General features: G+C 75.9%; 14 protein-coding genes. 5 read left to right on the top strand and 9 right to left on the bottom strand.

Going from position 1 to position 17,725, the window contains the following annotated elements:
- Nucleotides 1-4: 4 nt before the first annotated feature.
- Nucleotides 5-790 (bottom strand): GNAT family N-acetyltransferase, encoded by a 786-nt coding sequence (locus tag K353_RS01725; RefSeq protein ID WP_111551722.1) that lies wholly within the window; start codon nt 788-790, stop codon nt 5-7.
- Between the two features lie 594 nt (nt 791-1,384).
- On the opposite strand from K353_RS01725, the gene K353_RS01730 reads away from it, so the two are divergent.
- Genes K353_RS01730 through K353_RS01740 form a run of 3 tightly spaced genes read left to right on the top strand, consistent with a single transcriptional unit; the run spans nt 1,385 to nt 5,020 of the window.
- Complete coding sequence (locus K353_RS01730; RefSeq protein ID WP_111551723.1) at nt 1,385-2,764, top strand: LLM class flavin-dependent oxidoreductase; 1,380 nt, start codon at nt 1,385-1,387, stop codon at nt 2,762-2,764.
- Between the two features lie 22 nt (nt 2,765-2,786).
- Nucleotides 2,787-4,175 carry an NtaA/DmoA family FMN-dependent monooxygenase gene (locus K353_RS01735; RefSeq protein WP_111551724.1) on the top strand — a complete coding sequence of 463 codons (1,389 nt, stop codon included), beginning with the start codon at nt 2,787-2,789 and terminating at the stop codon, nt 4,173-4,175.
- Nucleotides 4,172-5,020, top strand: a complete 849-nt coding sequence (locus K353_RS01740; protein ID WP_111551725.1) for a DUF1684 domain-containing protein — start codon at nt 4,172-4,174, stop codon at nt 5,018-5,020. The genes K353_RS01735 and K353_RS01740 overlap by 4 nt, the downstream gene beginning before the upstream one ends.
- A 155-nt stretch (nt 5,021-5,175) precedes the next feature.
- Here the strand turns inward: K353_RS01740 and K353_RS01745 are convergent, their stop codons facing one another.
- The 5 genes from K353_RS01745 to K353_RS01765 all read right to left on the bottom strand — a co-directional run bounded on the left by K353_RS01745 (nt 5,176) and on the right by K353_RS01765 (nt 11,222).
- The gene (locus K353_RS01745) at nt 5,176-5,571 is read right to left on the bottom strand and encodes a nuclear transport factor 2 family protein (RefSeq protein WP_111551726.1); all 396 of its coding nucleotides are present in this window, start codon (nt 5,569-5,571) and stop codon (nt 5,176-5,178) included.
- Complete coding sequence (locus tag K353_RS01750; protein ID WP_111551727.1) at nt 5,568-7,028, bottom strand: MFS transporter; 1,461 nt, start codon at nt 7,026-7,028, stop codon at nt 5,568-5,570. The genes K353_RS01745 and K353_RS01750 overlap by 4 nt, the downstream gene beginning before the upstream one ends.
- Before the next feature lie 183 nt (nt 7,029-7,211).
- Complete coding sequence (locus tag K353_RS01755) at nt 7,212-8,021, bottom strand: helix-turn-helix domain-containing protein (RefSeq protein ID WP_111551728.1); 810 nt, start codon at nt 8,019-8,021, stop codon at nt 7,212-7,214.
- Nucleotides 8,022-8,212: 191 nt separating this feature from the next.
- Nucleotides 8,213-9,742 (bottom strand): UDP-N-acetylglucosamine 1-carboxyvinyltransferase, encoded by a 1,530-nt coding sequence (locus tag K353_RS01760; RefSeq protein ID WP_111551729.1) that lies wholly within the window; start codon nt 9,740-9,742, stop codon nt 8,213-8,215.
- Nucleotides 9,743-10,010: 268 nt separating this feature from the next.
- Nucleotides 10,011-11,222, bottom strand: a complete 1,212-nt coding sequence (locus K353_RS01765; RefSeq protein WP_233533290.1) for an NAD(P)/FAD-dependent oxidoreductase — start codon at nt 11,220-11,222, stop codon at nt 10,011-10,013.
- An 81-nt stretch (nt 11,223-11,303) separates the two neighbouring features.
- On the opposite strand from K353_RS01765, the gene K353_RS01770 reads away from it, so the two are divergent.
- On the top strand, nt 11,304-12,053 hold the full coding sequence (locus K353_RS01770; RefSeq protein ID WP_111551731.1) for a TetR/AcrR family transcriptional regulator: 750 nt from the start codon (nt 11,304-11,306) through the stop codon (nt 12,051-12,053).
- Nucleotides 12,054-12,057: 4 nt separating this feature from the next.
- On the opposite strand, the gene K353_RS01775 is transcribed toward K353_RS01770, so the two are convergent.
- Together K353_RS01775 and K353_RS01780 are read right to left on the bottom strand one after the other, a co-directional pair.
- Complete coding sequence (locus K353_RS01775) at nt 12,058-12,984, bottom strand: squalene/phytoene synthase family protein (RefSeq protein ID WP_111551732.1); 927 nt, start codon at nt 12,982-12,984, stop codon at nt 12,058-12,060.
- A 128-nt stretch (nt 12,985-13,112) separates the two neighbouring features.
- Nucleotides 13,113-14,288, bottom strand: coding sequence for a C40 family peptidase (locus K353_RS01780; RefSeq protein ID WP_158585307.1), 1,176 nt, complete (start codon nt 14,286-14,288; stop codon nt 13,113-13,115).
- A 238-nt stretch (nt 14,289-14,526) separates the two neighbouring features.
- Between K353_RS01780 and K353_RS01785 the strand changes: the two genes are divergently transcribed.
- Nucleotides 14,527-15,702, top strand: coding sequence for a universal stress protein (locus tag K353_RS01785; RefSeq protein WP_158585308.1), 1,176 nt, complete (start codon nt 14,527-14,529; stop codon nt 15,700-15,702).
- Nucleotides 15,703-15,779: 77 nt separating this feature from the next.
- On the opposite strand, the gene K353_RS01790 is transcribed toward K353_RS01785, so the two are convergent.
- Nucleotides 15,780-17,681, bottom strand: a complete 1,902-nt coding sequence (locus K353_RS01790; protein ID WP_233533308.1) for a coagulation factor 5/8 type domain-containing protein — start codon at nt 17,679-17,681, stop codon at nt 15,780-15,782.
- Nucleotides 17,682-17,725: the final 44 nt, after the last annotated feature.

Below are 17,725 nucleotides of genomic sequence, written 5' to 3' on the forward strand. Positions count from 1 at the left end.
GGCGTCAGCTCTCCCGGTTCGAGGTGGTGCCCGCGGGGACGGCCGGGCCGCCCTCCAGGGGGGTGCGGACCCGCAGGAACGCGGTGTGGCGGCGCAGCGTGAAGCCCAGCGACTCGTACAGGGCGATCGCCCGGGTGTTGTCGGCGGCGGCGTGCAGGAACGGGGTGTCGCCGCGCTGCTCGATGCCGTGCGCGACGGCCCGCACCAGGCGGGTGGCGTGGCCGCGGCCGCGGTGGTCGGGGTCGGTGCAGACGGCGCTGATCTCGGTCCAGCCGGGCGGGTGCAGGCGTTCGCCGGCCATCGCGATCAGGCGGCCGTCGCGGCGCAGGCCGAGGTAGCGGCCGAGGGCGATGGTGCGGGGCAGGAACGGGCCGGGGCGGGTGCGGGCGACCAGGTCGAGCATCTCGGGGACGTCGGCCGGGCCCAACTCGACGGCCTCCGGGGCGGGTTCGGTGCGCAGCGCGGTGGCGACCAGCTGGACGCCGTGGCCGGACTCCAGCACCTCCCAGCCCGCGGGCGCGGCGGCGGCGCCGGTGACGGGGGTGGTGCTGCCGGGCGGTCCGGCCAGCGCGGCGAGGTCCTGCCAGGCCAGCGGGTCGGCCGGGTCGGCGAGCGCGGTGAACGGGGAGACGTCCGCGGGGTAGCGGGCGGCCCGGCCGCGGCGCTCGGCGAGGTGGGCGTGCGGCCCGGCGAGGGCGGCCCAGGCGGGGTTGTCGAGGACGTGGGCGGCTGCGCCGGTGTCGGCGGCGGTGCTGGCGGTGGGCGCGGGCAGGGGGGTGCGCGGGCTCATGGCGGGGCGGGCTCCTGGTACGGGTGGACGGGCGGCGCGGTTTCAGCCGGCCGGACAGAGCGCGCTGCTGACGCGCAGCAGGTCGACCGGCCGGTCGAGGTACACCGCGCGCTCCGCTGGCCGCACCACCCCGCACCCCCCGGTCGCCTCGTCGCTCGGCCGTCACTCGTCGCTGGTCGCAGTCGTCCCTCGTCGCTCGTCCCGGTCAAGCTAGGCCGGGCCCGGACGGGATGTCAACGGCCGCCCGGCGGGCCGGAGTCGGCGGTTCGTTACCGCTGTATGAACAGCGTTGTGCCGGGCCCCGGTGCGGGGTTACGGTGCGAGGACGGCGGCACCCGGGCGGTGCCGCGAGACGCGGACGGGGAGGTGACGGCGGTGCGGGCACTGGAGCGCGAGGTGTACCTCGACCGGCCGGTCGACCTGCTGCGGGTGAGCACCGCGCTCTGTCCGGCCGGCCCGGTCGGCTGAGCCCGCACCGCCCCGCGCCCTCCGCCCCTCCCCTCGCTCCACCGCCGCACCGCGCCCCGGCCGCGCCTTCGGTGCCCGCCCCGGCGCGTTCGCCAGCCCCTCCCGTGAACAGGAACCGGTCCCGCCATGCCCGCATCGCCAGCAGCGTCCCCCTCCCCCGAGGCGTCCACCGCCGTTCCCGCCGTTGCCGCCGTCCCCGCCGCGCCCGCCGCGCCCGCCCCGCTGCACCTGGCCGTCGCGCTGGACGGCGCCGGCTGGCACCCGGCCGCGTGGCGGGAGCCGGGCGCCCGGCCGAAGGAGCTGTTCACCGCCCGGTACTGGGCGGACCTGGCGGCGGAGGCGGAGCGCGGCCTGCTCGACCTGCTGACCATCGAGGACGGGCTGAGCCTCCAGTCGGAGCACCCGTTCGAGCCGGACGCCCGCACCGACCGGGTCCGGGGCCGGCTGGACGCGGTGCTGGTGGCGGCCCGGATCGCGCCGCTGACCCGGCACATCGGGCTGGTGCCGACGGCGATCGTGACGCACACCGAGCCGTTCCACCTCTCCAAGGCGGTGGCCACCCTGGACTTCGTGAGCGAGGGCCGGGCCGGGCTGCGGGTGAAGGTCTCGGGGCGGGTCGACGAGGTCGGGCACTTCGGCCGCCGCGAGCCGCGCGAGCTGCGGCCGGACGACCTGGACTCGCCCGCCGCGCTGGCCGTGCTGGCGGAGTCCTTCGGCGAGGCCGAGGACTACGTGGAGGTGCTGCGCCGGCTGTGGGACAGCTGGGAGGACGACGCGGAGATCCGGGACGCGGCGACCGGCCGGTTCATCGACCGGGAGAAGCTGCACTACATCGACTTCGAGGGGCCCCGGTTCTCGGTGCGCGGCCCGTCCATCACGCCCCGCCCGCCGCAGGGCCAGCCGCCGGTGGCGGCCCTGGCCCACCGCGGCGAGCCGTTCCGGCTGGCGGGCCGCTCCACCGACCTGGCGTTCGTGACGCCGCACGACGCGGAGCAGGCCCGGGCGGTCGTGGCCGAGGTGCGGGCCGCCCAGCGGGAGGCCGGGCGGGCCGCGCAGACCGTGCACGTCTTCGCGGACCTGGTGGTGTTCCTGGACGACGAGCCGGGCGCGGCGGCCGAGCGGCTGTCCCGGCTGGACGCGGCGGCGGGCGCCGAGTACACCAGTGACGCCCGGGTCTTCGCCGGGACGCCCGCCGAACTGGCCGACCTGCTGGCGGAGTTGGCGGCGTCCGGGCTGACGGGCTTCCGGCTGCGGCCGGGCGCGCTGCCGTACGACCTGGAGCGGATCACCCGCGGCCTGGTGCCGGAGCTCCAGCGCCGCGGGCTGTTCCGCACCGCCTACGAGGCGTCCACCCTGCGCGGGCTGCTGGGCCTGCCGCGCCCCGCCAACCGCTACGCCGCCGCACCCGCCGCGTCCACCGGGACCGGCCGCACGGCCGACGCCACCGCCGCCACGGCCGACGCCGACGCCGACGCCACGGCCGGCGCCACCGCCGTCAGCGCCTGAACTCCGAAGGAACGCAGCAGACATGAGCAACCAGAGCAGCAGCGGCAAGCCGCTCAAGCGGATCCACCTGGCGGCGCACTTCCCGGGCGTGAACAACACCACGGTGTGGAGCGACCCGGCGGCGGGCAGCCAGATCGCGTTCAGCTCCTTCGCGCACCTGGCGCGGACCGCCGAGCGCGCCAAGTTCGACTTCCTGTTCCTGGCCGAGGGCCTGCGGCTGCGCGAGCAGAACGGGCTGATCTACGACCTGGACGTGGTGGGCCGGCCGGACACCTTCACCGTGCTGGCGGCGCTGGCCGCGGTCACCGACCGGCTCGGCCTGGCCGGGACGATCAACTCGACGTTCAACGAACCGTACGAGGTGGCACGGCAGTTCGCCACCCTGGACCACCTCTCGGCGGGCCGCTCGGCGTGGAACGTGGTGACCTCCTGGGACGCGTTCACCGGCGAGAACTTCCGGCGCGGCGGCTTCCTGCGCGAGGAGGACCGGTACGCCCGGGCCCGGCAGTTCCTGGAGGCGTCCTGGCGGCTGTTCGACTCCTGGCGCGGGGACGAGGTGGTGGCCGATCCGGCGTCCGGGGTGTTCCTGGGCGATCCGGAGGCGGGCCGGTTCGCCCACCGCAGCAGCGAGTTCGACATCGCGGGCCGGTTCGACGTGCCGCGCGCGCCGCAGGGCCGTCCGGTGATCTTCCAGGCCGGCGACTCCGAGCAGGGCCGCGAGTTCGCCGCCGCCTCGGCGGACGCGATCTTCTCCCGGCACGGCACCCTGGAGGCCGGGCAGGCGTTCTACGCGGACGTGAAGGGCCGGCTGGCCCGGCACGGCCGGCCGGCGGACGCGCTGAAGATCCTGCCCGCGGTGACCTTCGTGCTGGGCGCCACCGACGCGGAGGCCCGCGAGAAGGCCGCACTGGTGCGCCGCCAGCAGGTCAGCGGGCAGACCGCGATCCGGCTGCTGGAGCAGGTGTGGAACCGGGACCTGTCGGACCACGACCCGGAGGGGCCGCTGCCGGAGGTCGATCCGCTGGTCGGCGAGCACACGGTGTCCCGGGGCCGGGCCTCGGTCCGGACCGGCCGGGACCCGCTGGCGGTGGCCCGCGAGTGGCGGGAGCTGGCCGCGGCGAAGAAGCTGTCCGTCCGGGACCTGGTGATCGAGGTGTCCGCCCGCCAGTCCTTCGTCGGCACCCCGGCCCGGATCGCCGAGGAGATGAACCGCTTCGTCCAGTCCGACGCCAGCGACGGCTTCATCCTGGCCCCGCACCTGACGCCCGGCGGCCTGGACGAGTTCGCCGACACCGTGGTGCCGCTGCTCCAGGAGCGCGGTGTCTTCCGCACCGAGTACGAGGGCAGCACCCTGCGCGAGCACCTCGACCTTCCGCCCGTCCCCGTCCGCACTGCCGAGGAAGCGATATGACGACCACCCAGGAACCGACCACCGCCCACGACCCCGCCGGCACCGAGGAGTTCACCCGCGAGTGGGAGGAGTGGCACGCCGCCGGCCAGCGCGCCCTCGCCGACCCGCACGGCTTCCTCGCCGTCACCAGCCTGCACTGGCTGGACGCCGAGCCGACCCGCTTCCCGGACGCCCCGGGCGCCTGGTCGACCGGCCCGGACGGGGTGCGGGTCGAGCTGGACGAGGGCGAGGAGCTGCTCCTCGACGGGGAGCCGGTGCGCGGCCGGTACGACTTCGGCGTCCTGCCGGAGCGGGCCAGCCGGTACGCGACGGCGGGCGAGGCGGTGATCGAGGTCGCCAAGCGCGGCGGCCACGACATCGTCCGGCCCCGGCACCCCGACAACCCGCTGCTGCGCGCCTTCACCCGCACCCCGACCTACGCGCCGGACCCGCGCTGGGCGCTGACCGGCCGCTACCTGCCGTTCGAGGAGCCGCGCCCGGTGACGGTCGGCGCGGCCGTGGAGGGCCTGCAGCACGTGTACGACGCGCCGGGCGAGATCGAGTTCACGCTGCCCGACGGCGGTACGCACCGGCTGACCGCGTTCAACGGCTTCCGGCCGGGCACCTTCCACGTGCTGTTCACCGACGCCACCTCGGGCGTCACCACGTACGCCGCCAACCGCTCGCTGAGCATCGACGAGCCGGACGCGCAGGGCCGGGTCACGGTCGACTTCAACCGGGCCACCAACCTGCCGTGCGCCTACACCGACCTGGCCACCTGCCCGCTGCCGCCCGCCGAGAACCGCCTCCCGGCGGCGGTCGAGGCCGGCGAGCGGATCCCGCTGGAGCGCGGCGGGCAGCCGTGACGCGCCACCGGCGCGGGTGACGCGCCGCGGCCGGGCGCGGCGGAAGCGTCCGGCCGCGGCGGACCGCCGGCCCCCGAGGGGACTCCCCTCGGGGGCCGGCGGTCCGTCCGGGCCCGGGCCGCTGCCGGGCCGGGGCCGTCAGGACCGGGCCGGGCTCAGCGGTCGATGAACTGGTGGTCGGTCAGCACCAGCCCGGCCGGGTCGAGTCCGAGGAGGTCGGTGCCCGCCGAGACGCACTCGCCGCTCGCCGCCCGCACCATCTCCCAGCGCAGCCGGACCACCCCGTGGTGCCCGTCCGTGCCGGGCAGCAGGCGGAACGCGTGCCCGGTGTCGCGCACCCACGCCGCGTGGGCCAGGGCGATCCGCTCGGTGAGCGCCGCCCGGCCGTCCACCGCCATCGTCGGGGTGCGGTGCGCGACCCCGGGCGCGAACAGCTCCGCCACGGCGGCGCGGCGCCGGTCCGGGTCGGGCTCGTTCCACAGCCGCACGTAGCGGCGGGCCAGCTCCTCCGGGTCGGGCCCGGCCGCCGCCGCCCCCGCCGGGGCGGTCACCGTCCGGCCGCCTTCCGGCCGGGCAGCGCCTGGACCACCAGGGCGAGCAGCGCGGTGGCGGCCAGCACGTACAGCAGGCAGGCGCGGAACGCGGCGGGGACGGCGTCGGGGCCGGAGGTGTCGGCCAGGACGCGGTAGAAGACCAGGCCGATCAGGGCGACGCCGAGGGCGTTGCCGACCTGGAGTCCGGTGGTCAGCACACCGCCGGCCGAGCCCGCGCTCGCGGCCGGGACGCGGGCCAGCACGGTGGCGGTCAGCGGGGCGAAGGACAGGCCCATGCCGCAGCCGTCCAGCAGCAGGCCGGGCACCAGCCACCACAGGCTGGTCGCGGTGTCGGCGACGGCCCACAGCTCCAGCAGCAGCCCGGCGGCGCGCAGCGCGCAGCCCGCCGTGATGGCGTGCCGGCCGATCCGGGCGGCCAGGTGCCGGGCGGTGGTGGAGGCGGCCACGTAGCCGACGCCGAGCACGCTGAACACCAGGCCGGAGGCGATCGGTGCGAGGTGGCGGCCCTGCTGGAGGTAGAGCGCGAACACCAGGAAGTACGAGGCCATCGACGCCCAGAAGATCAGCTGGGCGGCCAGGCCGGCCGTGAAGGCGCGTTCCCGGAACAGGGAGAGGTCGAGCGACGGCGAGCCGCCGGTCCGGGCCAGTCGGCGCTGCTGGAGGGCGAACGCGGCGAGCAGCGGCGGTCCGGCGGCCAGCAGCAGCCAGGTCCACAGCGGCCAGCCGCGTTCCCGGCCCTCGATCAGCGGCAGGCAGACGGCGGTCAGCGCGGCGGTCACCAGCAGCAGCCCGAGCAGGTCCGGGCGCGACCGGCCGGGGGCCTCGGACTCCGGGAGCAGCCGGGCCGCGGCGACGGCGGCGGCGAGGCCGATCGGCAGGTTGACCAGGAAGCAGGCCCGCCAGCCCAGGCCCAGCACGTCGGTGCGGATCAGCACGCCGCCGATCAGCTGGCCGAACACGGCGGCGATCCCGGCCGCGGCGGCGTACCAGCTCAGTGCCCTGGTGCGGGCCTGGCCCTGGTAGGAGGTGGTGATGATGCCGACCACCTGGGGGGCCATCAGGGCGGCGGCGGCGCCCTGGAGCACCCGTCCGGCGATCAGCAGTTCGGCGGTGGGGGCGGCGCCGGCGGCGGCGGAGGCGGCGGTGAACAGGGTCATGCCCAGCGCGAGGACGCGGCGGCGCCCGTACAGGTCGCCCAGTCGGCCGCCGGTGATCAGGCCGACGCCGTAGGCCAGCGCGTAGGCGGCGACGACGAGTTGGATCTGGGCGTCGGTGGCGTGCAGGTCGAGCCGGATGGCGGGGACGGCGACGTTGACGATGAAGAAGTCGAGCCCGGAGAGGAACACGCCGACCAGGACGATCGGCAGGGTGGCGGGGTGCGGCGCGCCCGGTGGCGCGGCGGCTTGGGCGGGAGCGGGGACGGGGGCGGCGGGCACGGTGGTGCTGTCGGTCATGGGAGGGCAGGCTCCTGCGGCTTGCGGGGAAGTGGGAGGCCCGCGCCGCTCCGCCCCGCCGGGGCGGCGGGTGCGGGGCGCGGTGCGCGATCCACTCTCCCCGGGGCCGCCGGGTGCCTCAACTACCCGCCAGGTAGGTGCCCCCGGGTAGGTGCCCCCGGACGGGTTCCCCCGGACGGGGGTTCAGGAGGAGGGGGGCGGGCCGGTGAGGGCGTTCAGGTGGGCGGCGGTGCGGTCGTCGGCCGGGAAGAAGCTCTCGATGAGCAGTTCGGAGATGGTCACGTCCCGGGCGGTGCCGAAGGTGGCGAGGGTGGCGATGAAGGTCAGCACCTGGTCGCCGCAGCGCAGTTCGAGCGGGACCATGATGTCGTCCGGGCCGGGGACGTCGACCTCGGGCACCGGCTGGTCGCACGGGTAGCCCTGGAGTTCCTCGTACAGCGGGCGGAGCCGTTCGTCGAACGCCGCGCAGCGGGCGAGCCGGGTGAGCAGTTTGCCCCGCCACTGGCCGAGGTTGACCATCCGGGGGGCCATCCCGTCGGGGTGCAGGACCAGCCGCAGGGCGTTCACCGGCGGTTCCAGCAGGTGGGCGGCGACGCCCTCGGTGAACAGGCCGAACGCGGCGTTGGCGGCGACGATGTCCCACCGGCCGTCGACCGCCAGGGCGGGGTAGGGGTGGTGGCCGCTCAGCACCCGCCGCACCGCCTCCAGGACCGGCCGCATCGCCGGGTCGTCGAGCGGCTTCTCCCGGAAGACGGGCGCGTAACCGGCCGCCATCAGCAGGGCGTTGCGCTCCCGCAGCGGCACCTCCAGGTGTTCGGCCAGCCGCAGCACCATCTCGCGGCTGGGCTGCGCGCGCCCGGTCTCCACGAAGCCGACGTGCCGCGCCGAGACGCCCGCCAGGTTGGCCAGCTCCAGCTGGCTGACCCGCCTGCGCCGCCGCCACTGCGCCAACAACGGCCCCACCCGGGCCGGTTCCTCCGTGCGCACCACCATCGGAGCTCCCCCTTCGTCCGCCCCCAATCTACGGCACGGCACCGGCTCCGCTGCGGGGACGCCGGTACCGCACGGGTGCGATGTCCCACCGGACGCCGCGCCCGGTGAATTCCCGGGCGCGGCGTCGGAGGTGATGCCGGAGGTGATGCCGGACCGGCGGCTGCGGGTCGGCCGCAGGGCCGGCCGCGGCGTCAGATGTCGCGGAAGACCTCGATCTGCGCGCCGACCGAGTTGAGGCGGGCGGCCAGGTCCTCGTAGCCGCGGTTGATCACGTAGACGTTGCGCAGGATGGACGTGCCCTCGGCGGCCAGCATGGCGAGCAGCAGGACCATCGCGGGGCGGAGCGCGGGCGGGCACATCATCTCGGCGGCGCGCCAGCGGGTGGGGCCCTCGACCAGGACCCGGTGCGGGTCCATGAGCTGGACGCTGGCGCCGACCCGGCCGAGTTCGGTGAGGTAGACCGAGCGGTTCTCGTACACCCAGTCGTGGACCAGGGTGGAGCCGTTCGCGCAGGCGGCGATCGCGGCGAAGAACGGCAGGTTGTCGATGTTGATGCCGGGGAACGGCATCGGGTGGATCTTGTCGATCGGCGCGACCAGCTTGGAGGGGCGCACGGTCAGGTCGGTGAGCCGGGTGCGGCCGTTGGCGGCCGGGTACTCGGGGCCGCGCTCGCACTCCAGGCCCATCTCGTCGAGGACGGCGAGCTCGATCTCGATGAACTCGATCGGCACCCGGCGGATGGTCAGTTCGGAGTCGGTGACGACGGCGGCGGTGAGCAGGCTCATCGCCTCCACCGGGTCCTCGGAGGGGGCGTAGTCGACGTCGGCGTCGATGACGGCCTTGCCGTGCACGGTGAGCGTGGTGGTGCCGATGCCCTCGACCCGGACGCCGAGCAGTTCCAGGAAGAAGCACAGGTCCTGGACCATGTAGTTGGCGCTGGCGTTGCGGATGACGGTGGTGCCGGGGTGGCGGGCGGCGGCCAGCAGCACGTTCTCGGTGACGGTGTCGCCGCGTTCGGTGAGCACGATGGGGCGCTGCGGGGAGACGCCGCGGTCGACGCTGGCCCGGTAGCTGCCGGTGGTGGCGTTGACGTGCAGTCCGAACTGGCGCAGCGCCGACAGGTGCGGCTGGACGGTGCGGGTGCCGAGGTCGCAGCCGCCCGCGTAGGGGATCTCGAAGCGGTCGGCGCGGTGCAGCAGCGGGCCGAGGAACATCAGGATGCTGCGGGTGCGCCGGGCGGCCTCCTCGTCCATGCCGGAGAGGTCGAGTTCGGCGGGCGGGGTGATCTCCAGGTCGAGGCCGTCGTTGATCCAGCGGTGGCGCACGCCGATGCTGGCGAGGACCTCCAGCAGGCGGTAGACCTCCTCGATCCGGGCGGCGCGGCGCAGGGTGGTGCGGCCGGTGGTCAGCAGGGAGCCGGCGAGCAGGGCGACGCAGGCGTTCTTGCTGGTGCGGACCTCGATGCTGCCGGAGAGGCGGCGTCCGCCGACCACCCGGAGGTTCATCGGGCCGGCCACGCCGAGCGAGACGATCTCGCTGTCGAGCGCCTCGCCGATCCGGGCGACCAGGTCCAGGCCGATGTTCTGGCCGCCCGATTCGATCCGGGCCACCGCGCTCTGGGTGGTGCCGAGGGCCGCGGCCAGTTGGGTCTGCGTCCAGCCCTTGTGGGTGCGGGCGGCGCGGACGAGCTTGCCGATGCGGGAGAGGTAGTCTTCGGTCACTGCGCGAACATATCTCACCTGTGCGATATTGCGCATCTCGACCGCCTGACTCCAGGTCAGCCGCCGACCCGCCCGTCGAACCGCCCGCCGAACCGTCCGGCGAGACCGGACCGACCCGGCGGCACGGCTCGAACTCCCGTGCCGACGGCGGCGGCTGGGACGGCGTGCCGGTCGAGCCGATCCGGCACGCCGATCCGTCCGCCGCCCACCGCCTGCCCGCTTCCCGGGCGGCCATGCCCGAACCGGACCCGAGTCGGACGCCCGCCCCTCAGATGCCCGCCGGCTCCCCCGCGTCCGCGCCCTCGCCCCGGTCCTCACCCGCGCCCTCACCCGCACCTGCGCCCGCGCCCGCGCCCGTGAACATGGCGATCAGGCCGTGCGGGGAGGTCGGACCGAGCATCAGCTCGTGCAGGACGGCGGCGTCGGCGGCCTCGGCGGCGCTGCGGGCGAACATCTCCGCCTCGTGCGCGGCGAGCGCCGTCTCGGGGTCGCCGGGGTGCGCGGCGAGCAGCTGCCCGAGCCGGGCGGCGTCGTACATGGCGAGGTTGGCGCCCTCGCCGGACGGGATCATCAGGTGCGCGGCGTCGCCGATCAGGGTGACGCCGGGAACGCGCTCCCAGCGGTGGTCGGCGGGCAGGGTGTGCAGCGGGCGCAGCACGGGCGGGGTGGCGCCCTCGGTGATCAGGGCGGTGAGTTCCGGCGCCCAGCCGGGGAACTCGGCGGCGATCCGGGCCCCGGCGGCGGCCGGGTCGGTGAAGTCGACGGCGGCGAACCACTCCAGCGGACGGCGCAGCGCCACGTAGGTGTGCAGGACGCCGCCGGCCTCGCGGTGGGCCTGGATGCCCCGGCCGGGGACGAGCGCGAACATCGCGCCGCCGCCGACGGCCCGGGCGGTGGCGGGGTGGGCGGTGTCGGCGTCGTGCAGGTAGGTCTCGACGAAGGACGTCCCGGTGTAGGCGGGCCGGGCGTCGGAGAGCAGCGGGCGGACCTTCGACCAGGCGCCGTCCGCGCCGACCAGCAGGTCGGTGGTGACGGCGCTGCCGTCGGCGAACCCGACCCGGTGGCGGCCGTCGCCGAGCGCCCGGACGTCCACCGCCTTGCGGCCCCAGTGCACGGTGCCGGCGGGCAGCGCGGAGAGCAGCAGGTCGCGCAGGTCGCCGCGCTGGACCTCGGGGCGCCGGCCGGTGCCGTCGTCGGGCTGGTCGAGCAGCACGGCGCCGTCGGGGGTCAGGGCCCGGGCGGCCTCCCGTCCGGGTAGCACGAGGGCGCGGAACTGCTCGGTCAACCCGGCTGCGGCGAGGGCGGGTTGGCCGTTGTCGGGGTGGATGTCGAGCATGCCGCCCTGGGCCCGGGCGGTGGGCGAGGTCTCGGCCTCGTACACCTCGGCGGGGATGCCGTGGACGTGCAGGACGCGGGCCAGCAGCAGGCCGCCGAGGCCGGCTCCGACGATGGTGACGGGGGTGTGGGCGGGGGTGTTCACGGCTGCCTCCCGGCGGGGTCGCATGGACTGGAATGCCATTCCATTGTTGGAACGGCGTTCCAGATATGTCAAACTCGACCCATGACCAGCCCGACCCCGCGCTCCCCCCGCCGTACCGCCCGCCGCAGCGACGCGCTCTCCCGCGAGCGCATCGTGGAGACCGCCGTCGAGGTGCTGGACGCGGCGGGCGAGGGCGGGCTGACCTTCCGCGTGCTCACCGAGCGGCTGGCCACCGGCGCGGGCGCGATCTACTGGCACGTCGCCAACAAGGACGAACTGCTGGCCGCCGCGACGGAGGCGGTGGTGGCCCGCGCCCTCCCGCTCGCCCCGGACGGCCCGCCTGTCCCCGCCGCCCCCGACGCCGACCGGCCGCGGGAGGGCGTCCACGCCGTCGCGCTGCGCCTGTTCGAGGCCGCCGAGGCGCACCCCTGGCTCTCCGCCCAGATCGCCGCCCAGCTGGCCGGGCGGCCCGGCGGCACCGTCGGCCCGCGGATCTTCGAGGCGCTGGGCCGCCACGTCCGGGCGATGGGCGTGCCCGTCGAGGGCTGGTTCACCGCCGCCTCGGCGCTGATGCACTACGTCCTCGGCGCCACCGCGCTGAACGCCGCCAACACCGCCGCCGCCCACGCCCTCGACCCCGGCGTCGACCGCCCCCGGGTGCTCGCCGACGCCGCCGACGCCTGGCAGGGCCTCGACCCCGCCGCCTACTCCTTCACCCGCACCGTCGCCGACCAGCTGCGCGAGCACGACGACCACGAGCAGTTCCGCTCCGGCCTCGACCTGGTCCTGGCCGGCATCGCCGCCGCCCACCCGCCGACGGCCACCGCCTGACCCCTCAACGCCCTCCGCGCACCCGGCGCACCCGGCGGGCCCGCAGGTACTCGCGGGCCAGCAGCCGCAGCAGGGCGGGCTTGGCGGGGCTCGCGGAGCGGCGCAGCAGGGCGTCGAGGTCGGCCCGGGCCGCGGTGGCGGTGAGCTGCTCGACGCCGACGAGGCAGCGGACCATCGGCCGGTGGGCGGGCGGCACCAGGTCGACGACCGCGCCGCTCGCGGCCCGGTCGCGGTCGGCCCGGTCCAGCAGCGCGCCGAGCAGGGCCCGGACCGGCCCGGTCGCCGCGCCGCCCGTCAGGTCGGCGCGGGTGACGCCGTACTCGGCCAGGGTCTGCCGCGGGAGGGTGAGGCGGCCGTCGGCGAGGTCCTCGGCGAGGTCGTTGACGAAGTCGAGCCGCTGGCTGGAGTCGATGAACGTCCGGCAGGCGGCGCGGTAGGCGCTCTGGTCGCCGTCCGGGCCGAGCAGCGCGGCGACGACCATGAAGCCGGGCAGCGAGTACGCGTCCAGGTAGGACTGGTAGTCGGCCTCGGTGGCGAAGCCCGCGAAGTCGAGGTCGGCGTCCGCGGCGGCGAGGAAGTCCCGCACCCGGGCGCGCAGCACGGGCCGGGCCTCGGCGCTGTCGAGCAGCGGCCGCAGCTCCGGCCGGTCGGTGCGGCCGGTGTCGAGCGCCGCGGTGACCTCCTCGCGCCAGCGGGTGGACGCGGCCCGGCGGGTGGCGGGCGGCCCGCTGTCCAGCAGGTCATCGGTGCGGTGCATGAACGCGGTCGCGGCGATCACGTGCGGCAGCGTCCCGGGCGGCAGCAGCAGCCCGGCGGCCAGCGCCACCTCCCGCTTGTACGCCACCACCTGCTCGCGCTCCCGCCCGTACGCCGCCCGCAGCCCGGGCTCCTGCACCCCCGCCGCGTCCAGCGCCCGCTCCCAGCCGCCCACCCGTCCCGCCCTCCACTCGCACGGCCCGTCCCTGACCGGCCATCCTGCCAACCCCGGCCGTCCCGCCGGACGGTGGGGCGGCCTCAGCCGCCGGGGCCGGGCGCCTCGGGGGCCTCGTCGATCGGCCGTCAGGGGTGCGGTACGGCTTCGGCGGGCGCGGGCGTGACGAGCGGGGGTGCGGGCGTGACCAGCGGGGGTGCGGGTTCGGCCGGGGTGTCCGGGTCGGGGCGGACGGCGCCCAGGATGGGGAGCATGGTGACGGGGGCGAGTTTGACCACGGTGCCGGTGTGCGGGGCGTGGACGACGGCGCCGGCGCCCAGGTAGAGCGCGACGTGGCCGGCGTCGCCGTGGTAGATGACCAGGTCGCCGGGGCGCAGGTCGCGCAGGGCGATGTGGCGCAGGGCGGCCCACTGCTGCTGGCTGGTGCGCGGGATCGGGACGCCGGCGGCCTGCCAGGCCTGCGAGGTGAGGCCGGAGCAGTCGAACGCGTCGGGGCCCGCGCCGCCCCACAGGTAGGGCTTGCCGCGCTGGGCGAGGGCGAACTCGACGGCCCGGCGTCCGGCCGCGGACGCCCCGCCGCCGGGGCCCGCGGTGAGGAGTCGGCGGTCCGCGTCGGCGGCGAGGGCGTTCTCGCGCTGTTCCAGCAGGCCGAGTTGCTCGGCGGTGGCGGCGGCCAGCAGCTGTTCGGTGCGGGCGGCGCCCTGCCGGGCCTGGTCCAGGGCCCGTTGGGCCCGGTCGGCGGCGGCGGACGCCGACTGCTCGGCCTGCGCGGCCTCTTCGGAGAGCAGCACCATCCGGTTGCGGGCCTCGCGCAGCTCGCGCAGCACGGCCGCGGCGCTGCGGGTGTCGGACGCGGCGCGCTGCTGCCGGTCGAGGAAGTCCTCGGGCCGGTCGGCGAGGAACAGCCTGGCCAGCGAGCCGAGTCCGCCGCTGCGGTACTGCTCGGCGACCAGCCGGGCGGCCTCCGTCTCGGCCTCGGTGAGCCGTCCGCGCTGCCGGTCGGCCTGCCGGGCGGCGTCCGCCGAGTCCTTCCGGCGCTGCGCCAACTCCCCGGCGGCGGCGGTGTACTGCTGTTCGGCGGCCTCGGCGGCGTGCCGGGCCTCGGCGACGTCCGCCGCCAGCAGGTCGAGCGGCCGGTCCGCCCCGGTGGCCGCCCCGGTGGCCGCTCCGGTGGCCGCTCCGGCCTGGTCGGCGCCGGGCGGTGGGGGTGCGGGGTCGGCGGCTGCCGGGACCGCCGGGACGAAGAGGAGCGCTGCCAGCAGCAGGGCCGCGGCCCGCCAGGATCGGGGTGTGGCACGGGACACCGGTGTCCACCGTCCTCGGTCTGATGATCGGAACCACGGCCACTCTGGCACCCGGCCCCGCCCGCCCCGGGGATCTCGCACCCGGGGCCGGGCACGCTCACCCGCGCGGCCCAGCCCCGCCCGCACCGCCCGCACCGCCCGTCCCCCGCCCGTCCCCCGCATGTCCGCCGCTCAGCGGGGTAGCCGACGACCGCCAAGGACGGCGGTCGGCCGTCCGGCGCGAGAGGGGACGTGGACCATGACGCAGAAGATCCTGAGCGGCTACGACGGCTCCCCGCAGTCCCGGGCCGCGGTGGAGTGGGCGGCGGCGGAGGCCGTGCGGCGCGAGGCGGAACTGACTCTGCTCCGGGTCTGGCACTGGCTCGGCACCGCCGGGCCGGAGGCCCCGGACGCCGCCCCGCTCCAGCAGGCCGAGCACGACGACCTGGAGACCCTGGCGGCGGACCTGCTGGCCGCCCACCCGGAGCTTTCGGTGTGCACCCAGGCCGCCGCCGGCGACCCCACCGACGCGCTGCTCGAACTCGCCGCCGGCTACCACCTGGTGGTGCTCGGCTCGCACGGCCCGGGCGCCCTGGCCGACATGCTGGGCACCTCGGTGGCCCTCTCGGTCGCCGCCCGGGCCGCCTGCCCGGTGGTCCTGGTCCGGGAGCACCCCGCCGAGGAGAACGCCGCGCAGCCGCTCGGGGACCCGCGTGCGGGGGTGGCGGCGCGCACGGACGCGGACCTGCCGGTCGAGCCGGACGCCCGGATGGCGGCCGAAGTGGTGGCGGAGGCCGAGACGCTGACCGCCGCGACCGCACCCGTCCCCGCCCCCGTGCCCGCGACGGCGCCCGTGCCCGTGCCTGCGGGGACGGCCACCGCCACGCTGCCGGCGGCGACGGACACGCTGACGGCCACGGACACCGACACCCTCACGGCGGTGGAGGCGCCCGCGATGCCGGGCTCGGGTGCGGCGGTGGACACTCCCACCAGGCTGGGCGGGGCCACGGCCCGGCCGGAGATCGTGGTGGCCCTGGCGGGTGATTCCTCGCTGCCCGCCGTGGAGTTCGCGCTCGCCGAGGCGGCCCGCTCGGGCGCCGTGGTGCGGGCGGTGCACGGCTGGGAGATGGTCCCGCTCTGGGCGGGGGCACCCGGCTGGCTGCCGCCGGACCCGGACCCGGACCACCGGAGCGCGCAGATCGAGGCCGACCTGACCCGGGCGCTGGCCGGCGTCGCCGCCGCCCACCCGGAGGTCGAACTGCGCGTCGAGGCCCGCCTCGGGGGCGCCGTCGGCGCGGTGGTCGCCGCCGCCGAGCACGCCGACCTGGTGGTGGTCGGCCGCCGCCCGCACCTGCTCGGCAGCGACCTGGGCGCGGTGGCCCACGCCGCCGTCCAGCACAGCAGCGCCCCGGTGGCCCTCGTCCCGCACCCCTGACCGGCCCCGCGCCCGGTGACGGCAGGGGCGGGCGGCGGGCCCTTCGGCCCGCCGCCCGCCCCTGGTTCGACCTGCAGTTACGGGTAGGCGACCACGTTGACCGGGACGGTCCCGTCCGGGGTGACGCCTCCGGTGTCGTTGATGACGTGGGAGATCGTGCCCTGGTACCCGAGGGAGACCGTCAGCACGTCGTGGAACTTCACGCCCGCCGTGTTCGGCACCTCGAACGCGTGGTAGGCGTTCACCGCCGGGTTGACGTTGAAGTAGCAGTAGCTGCCCAGCCCCCAGGCCTCGTGGCTGGTGACGCCGCTGCCGACCTTGTAGGCGGCGTAGCCGTTCAGGCCGGACGGCGACTTCCAGGCCGCCTGGTTGGGCACGTCGTACGGCATCTCGTTCTGGAAGAAGATCGTCTTCCCGTTCTGGCCGTTCCAGGTGACCTCGTACTTCTGGTAGTGCTCGACGAACAGGCCGGTGGCCAGCACGTTGTTGCCGTTGACGATCAGCCCGTTGTCGGCGGTGTTGACGTTCCAGCCGAAGGTGCCGGCCTTGCCGTGGTCGGCCCGCCAGGCCCAGATGTGGTCGATGATCGTGTGGTTGCTGTTGACGATCAGGCTGGTGGTCGCCTTGCCCGCGATCTCGCCGCCGATCCGGAAGAAGACGTCCTGGATGGTGGTCGGGTCGGCGGCGTGGTTGGCCGAGGAGCCGCTCGGGCCGACGGTCAGCAGGGCGGCCGAGTTGGTGGTGCCGGCGTCGAAGAGCAGGCCCTTGAGCCGGACGCCGTCGACGTCGGCGACCTGCATCGCGTTGACACCGTTGTCGGGGACGAAGGTCGGGTAGCCGATGCCGAGGACCACGGTGTCGGCCCTGGTCACGTTCAGGGTCTGGCTGAGGTGGTAGACCCCGGGGGTGACGAACAGGTTGCAGCCCTGGGAGAGCGCGTTGTTGATGGTCGCGGCGGTGTCGCCGGCCTTGACCACGTAGAACCGGCTCATCGGCAGCGAGCTGCCCGGGGTGCTGCCGGACGCCCAGCTCGGGCCGGTGGCGTTGGTGCGCAGGCTGGGCAGGAACACCCGGTACTTGCCGGAGCCGTCGACGTACAGGTAGGGCACGTCACGGGAGACCGGGGTGGTGGCGAGGGTGGTCTCGGGCGGGTTGGGGAAGGTGTTGGCCGGGGCGCCCTGGACGCCGGAGAAGACCATGTTCCACACGCCGCCGTCCCAGCTGCCGAGGCTGCTGTCGCGGGTGTACCACTGTTGCTGCGAGATCGAGGCGGCCTGGCCGCTGACCTTGGTGTCGGCGACGTAGCCGCCGCTCGCCCAGCCGTAGCTGGCCGGGTAGAGCGCCAGGTTGCCGCGCACGTCGATCCGCCGGAACGGGGCGGCCTGGGCGACCGCCCAGCGGTCGGTGCCGCCGCCGGGGTTGATGGCCAGGTTCTCGGCGGAGCGCCAGAAGTTCTGGGTGGCGTTGCCCGCGTCCGAGGCGTTGAAGGCGTCCACGGTGATGTTGCCGTTGATGGTGACGTCACCGGGGTTCTGGCCCAGGCCCGCCACCGAGGTGTAGAAGCCGACGTTGTCGTTGACGTTGTAGGTGCCGGGCTTGAACAGGTCGGCGACCCGGTTCTCGGAGAACTGGGCGCTCTGGGTGTCCTTCATCTGGTTGAAGTGGGCGTCCAGTTGGGCCTGGATGGTGGCGCTGGACATGCTCGGGTCGTAGACGTGCACGTTGGGCCCGAAGTTCGGCGTGTCGGACTGCGCCGGGCAGGTCCCGCCGGTGCCGCCGCTGGGGCTGCTGCTGGGACTGGGACTGGCGCTGGCGGTGGGGCTGGGGCTCGGGCTGCTCGCGCCGCCGCCCACGGTGAAGGTGAAGTGCGGGCTGTCGTACTGCGGGCCGCTCTTCTCGTAGGTGAACCAGTACTCCAGGGCGTTGCCCGTGGTGAGCGAGCCGACGGTCCAGCTCCAGGTGCCCGCGCTGTTGGTCATCCGGACGTTCTGCTGGTTGGCGCCGTTGACCAGGTAGTGGACGT

Source organism: Kitasatospora sp. SolWspMP-SS2h, from assembly GCF_003259315.1.
GTDB classification, from domain to species: domain Bacteria; phylum Actinomycetota; class Actinomycetes; order Streptomycetales; family Streptomycetaceae; genus Kitasatospora; species Kitasatospora fiedleri.

Bases quoted from the DNA above. Each gene is read 5' to 3' on its own strand.
- K353_RS01725 (WP_111551722.1), bottom strand. From the start codon at position 790: ATGAGCCCGCGCACCCCCCTGCCCGCGCCCACCGCCAGCACCGCCGCC.
- K353_RS01730 (WP_111551723.1), top strand. From the start codon at position 1,385: ATGCCCGCATCGCCAGCAGCGTCCCCCTCCCCCGAGGCGTCCACCGCC.
- K353_RS01735 (WP_111551724.1), top strand. From the start codon at position 2,787: ATGAGCAACCAGAGCAGCAGCGGCAAGCCGCTCAAGCGGATCCACCTG.
- K353_RS01740 (WP_111551725.1), top strand. From the start codon at position 4,172: ATGACGACCACCCAGGAACCGACCACCGCCCACGACCCCGCCGGCACC.
- K353_RS01750 (WP_111551727.1), bottom strand. From the start codon at position 7,028: ATGACCGACAGCACCACCGTGCCCGCCGCCCCCGTCCCCGCTCCCGCC.
- K353_RS01755 (WP_111551728.1), bottom strand. From the start codon at position 8,021: ATGGTGGTGCGCACGGAGGAACCGGCCCGGGTGGGGCCGTTGTTGGCG.
- K353_RS01770 (WP_111551731.1), top strand. From the start codon at position 11,304: ATGACCAGCCCGACCCCGCGCTCCCCCCGCCGTACCGCCCGCCGCAGC.
- K353_RS01785 (WP_158585308.1), top strand. From the start codon at position 14,527: ATGACGCAGAAGATCCTGAGCGGCTACGACGGCTCCCCGCAGTCCCGG.
- K353_RS01790 (WP_233533308.1), bottom strand. From the start codon at position 17,681: ATGACCAACAGCGCGGGCACCTGGAGCTGGACCGTCGGCTCGCTCACC.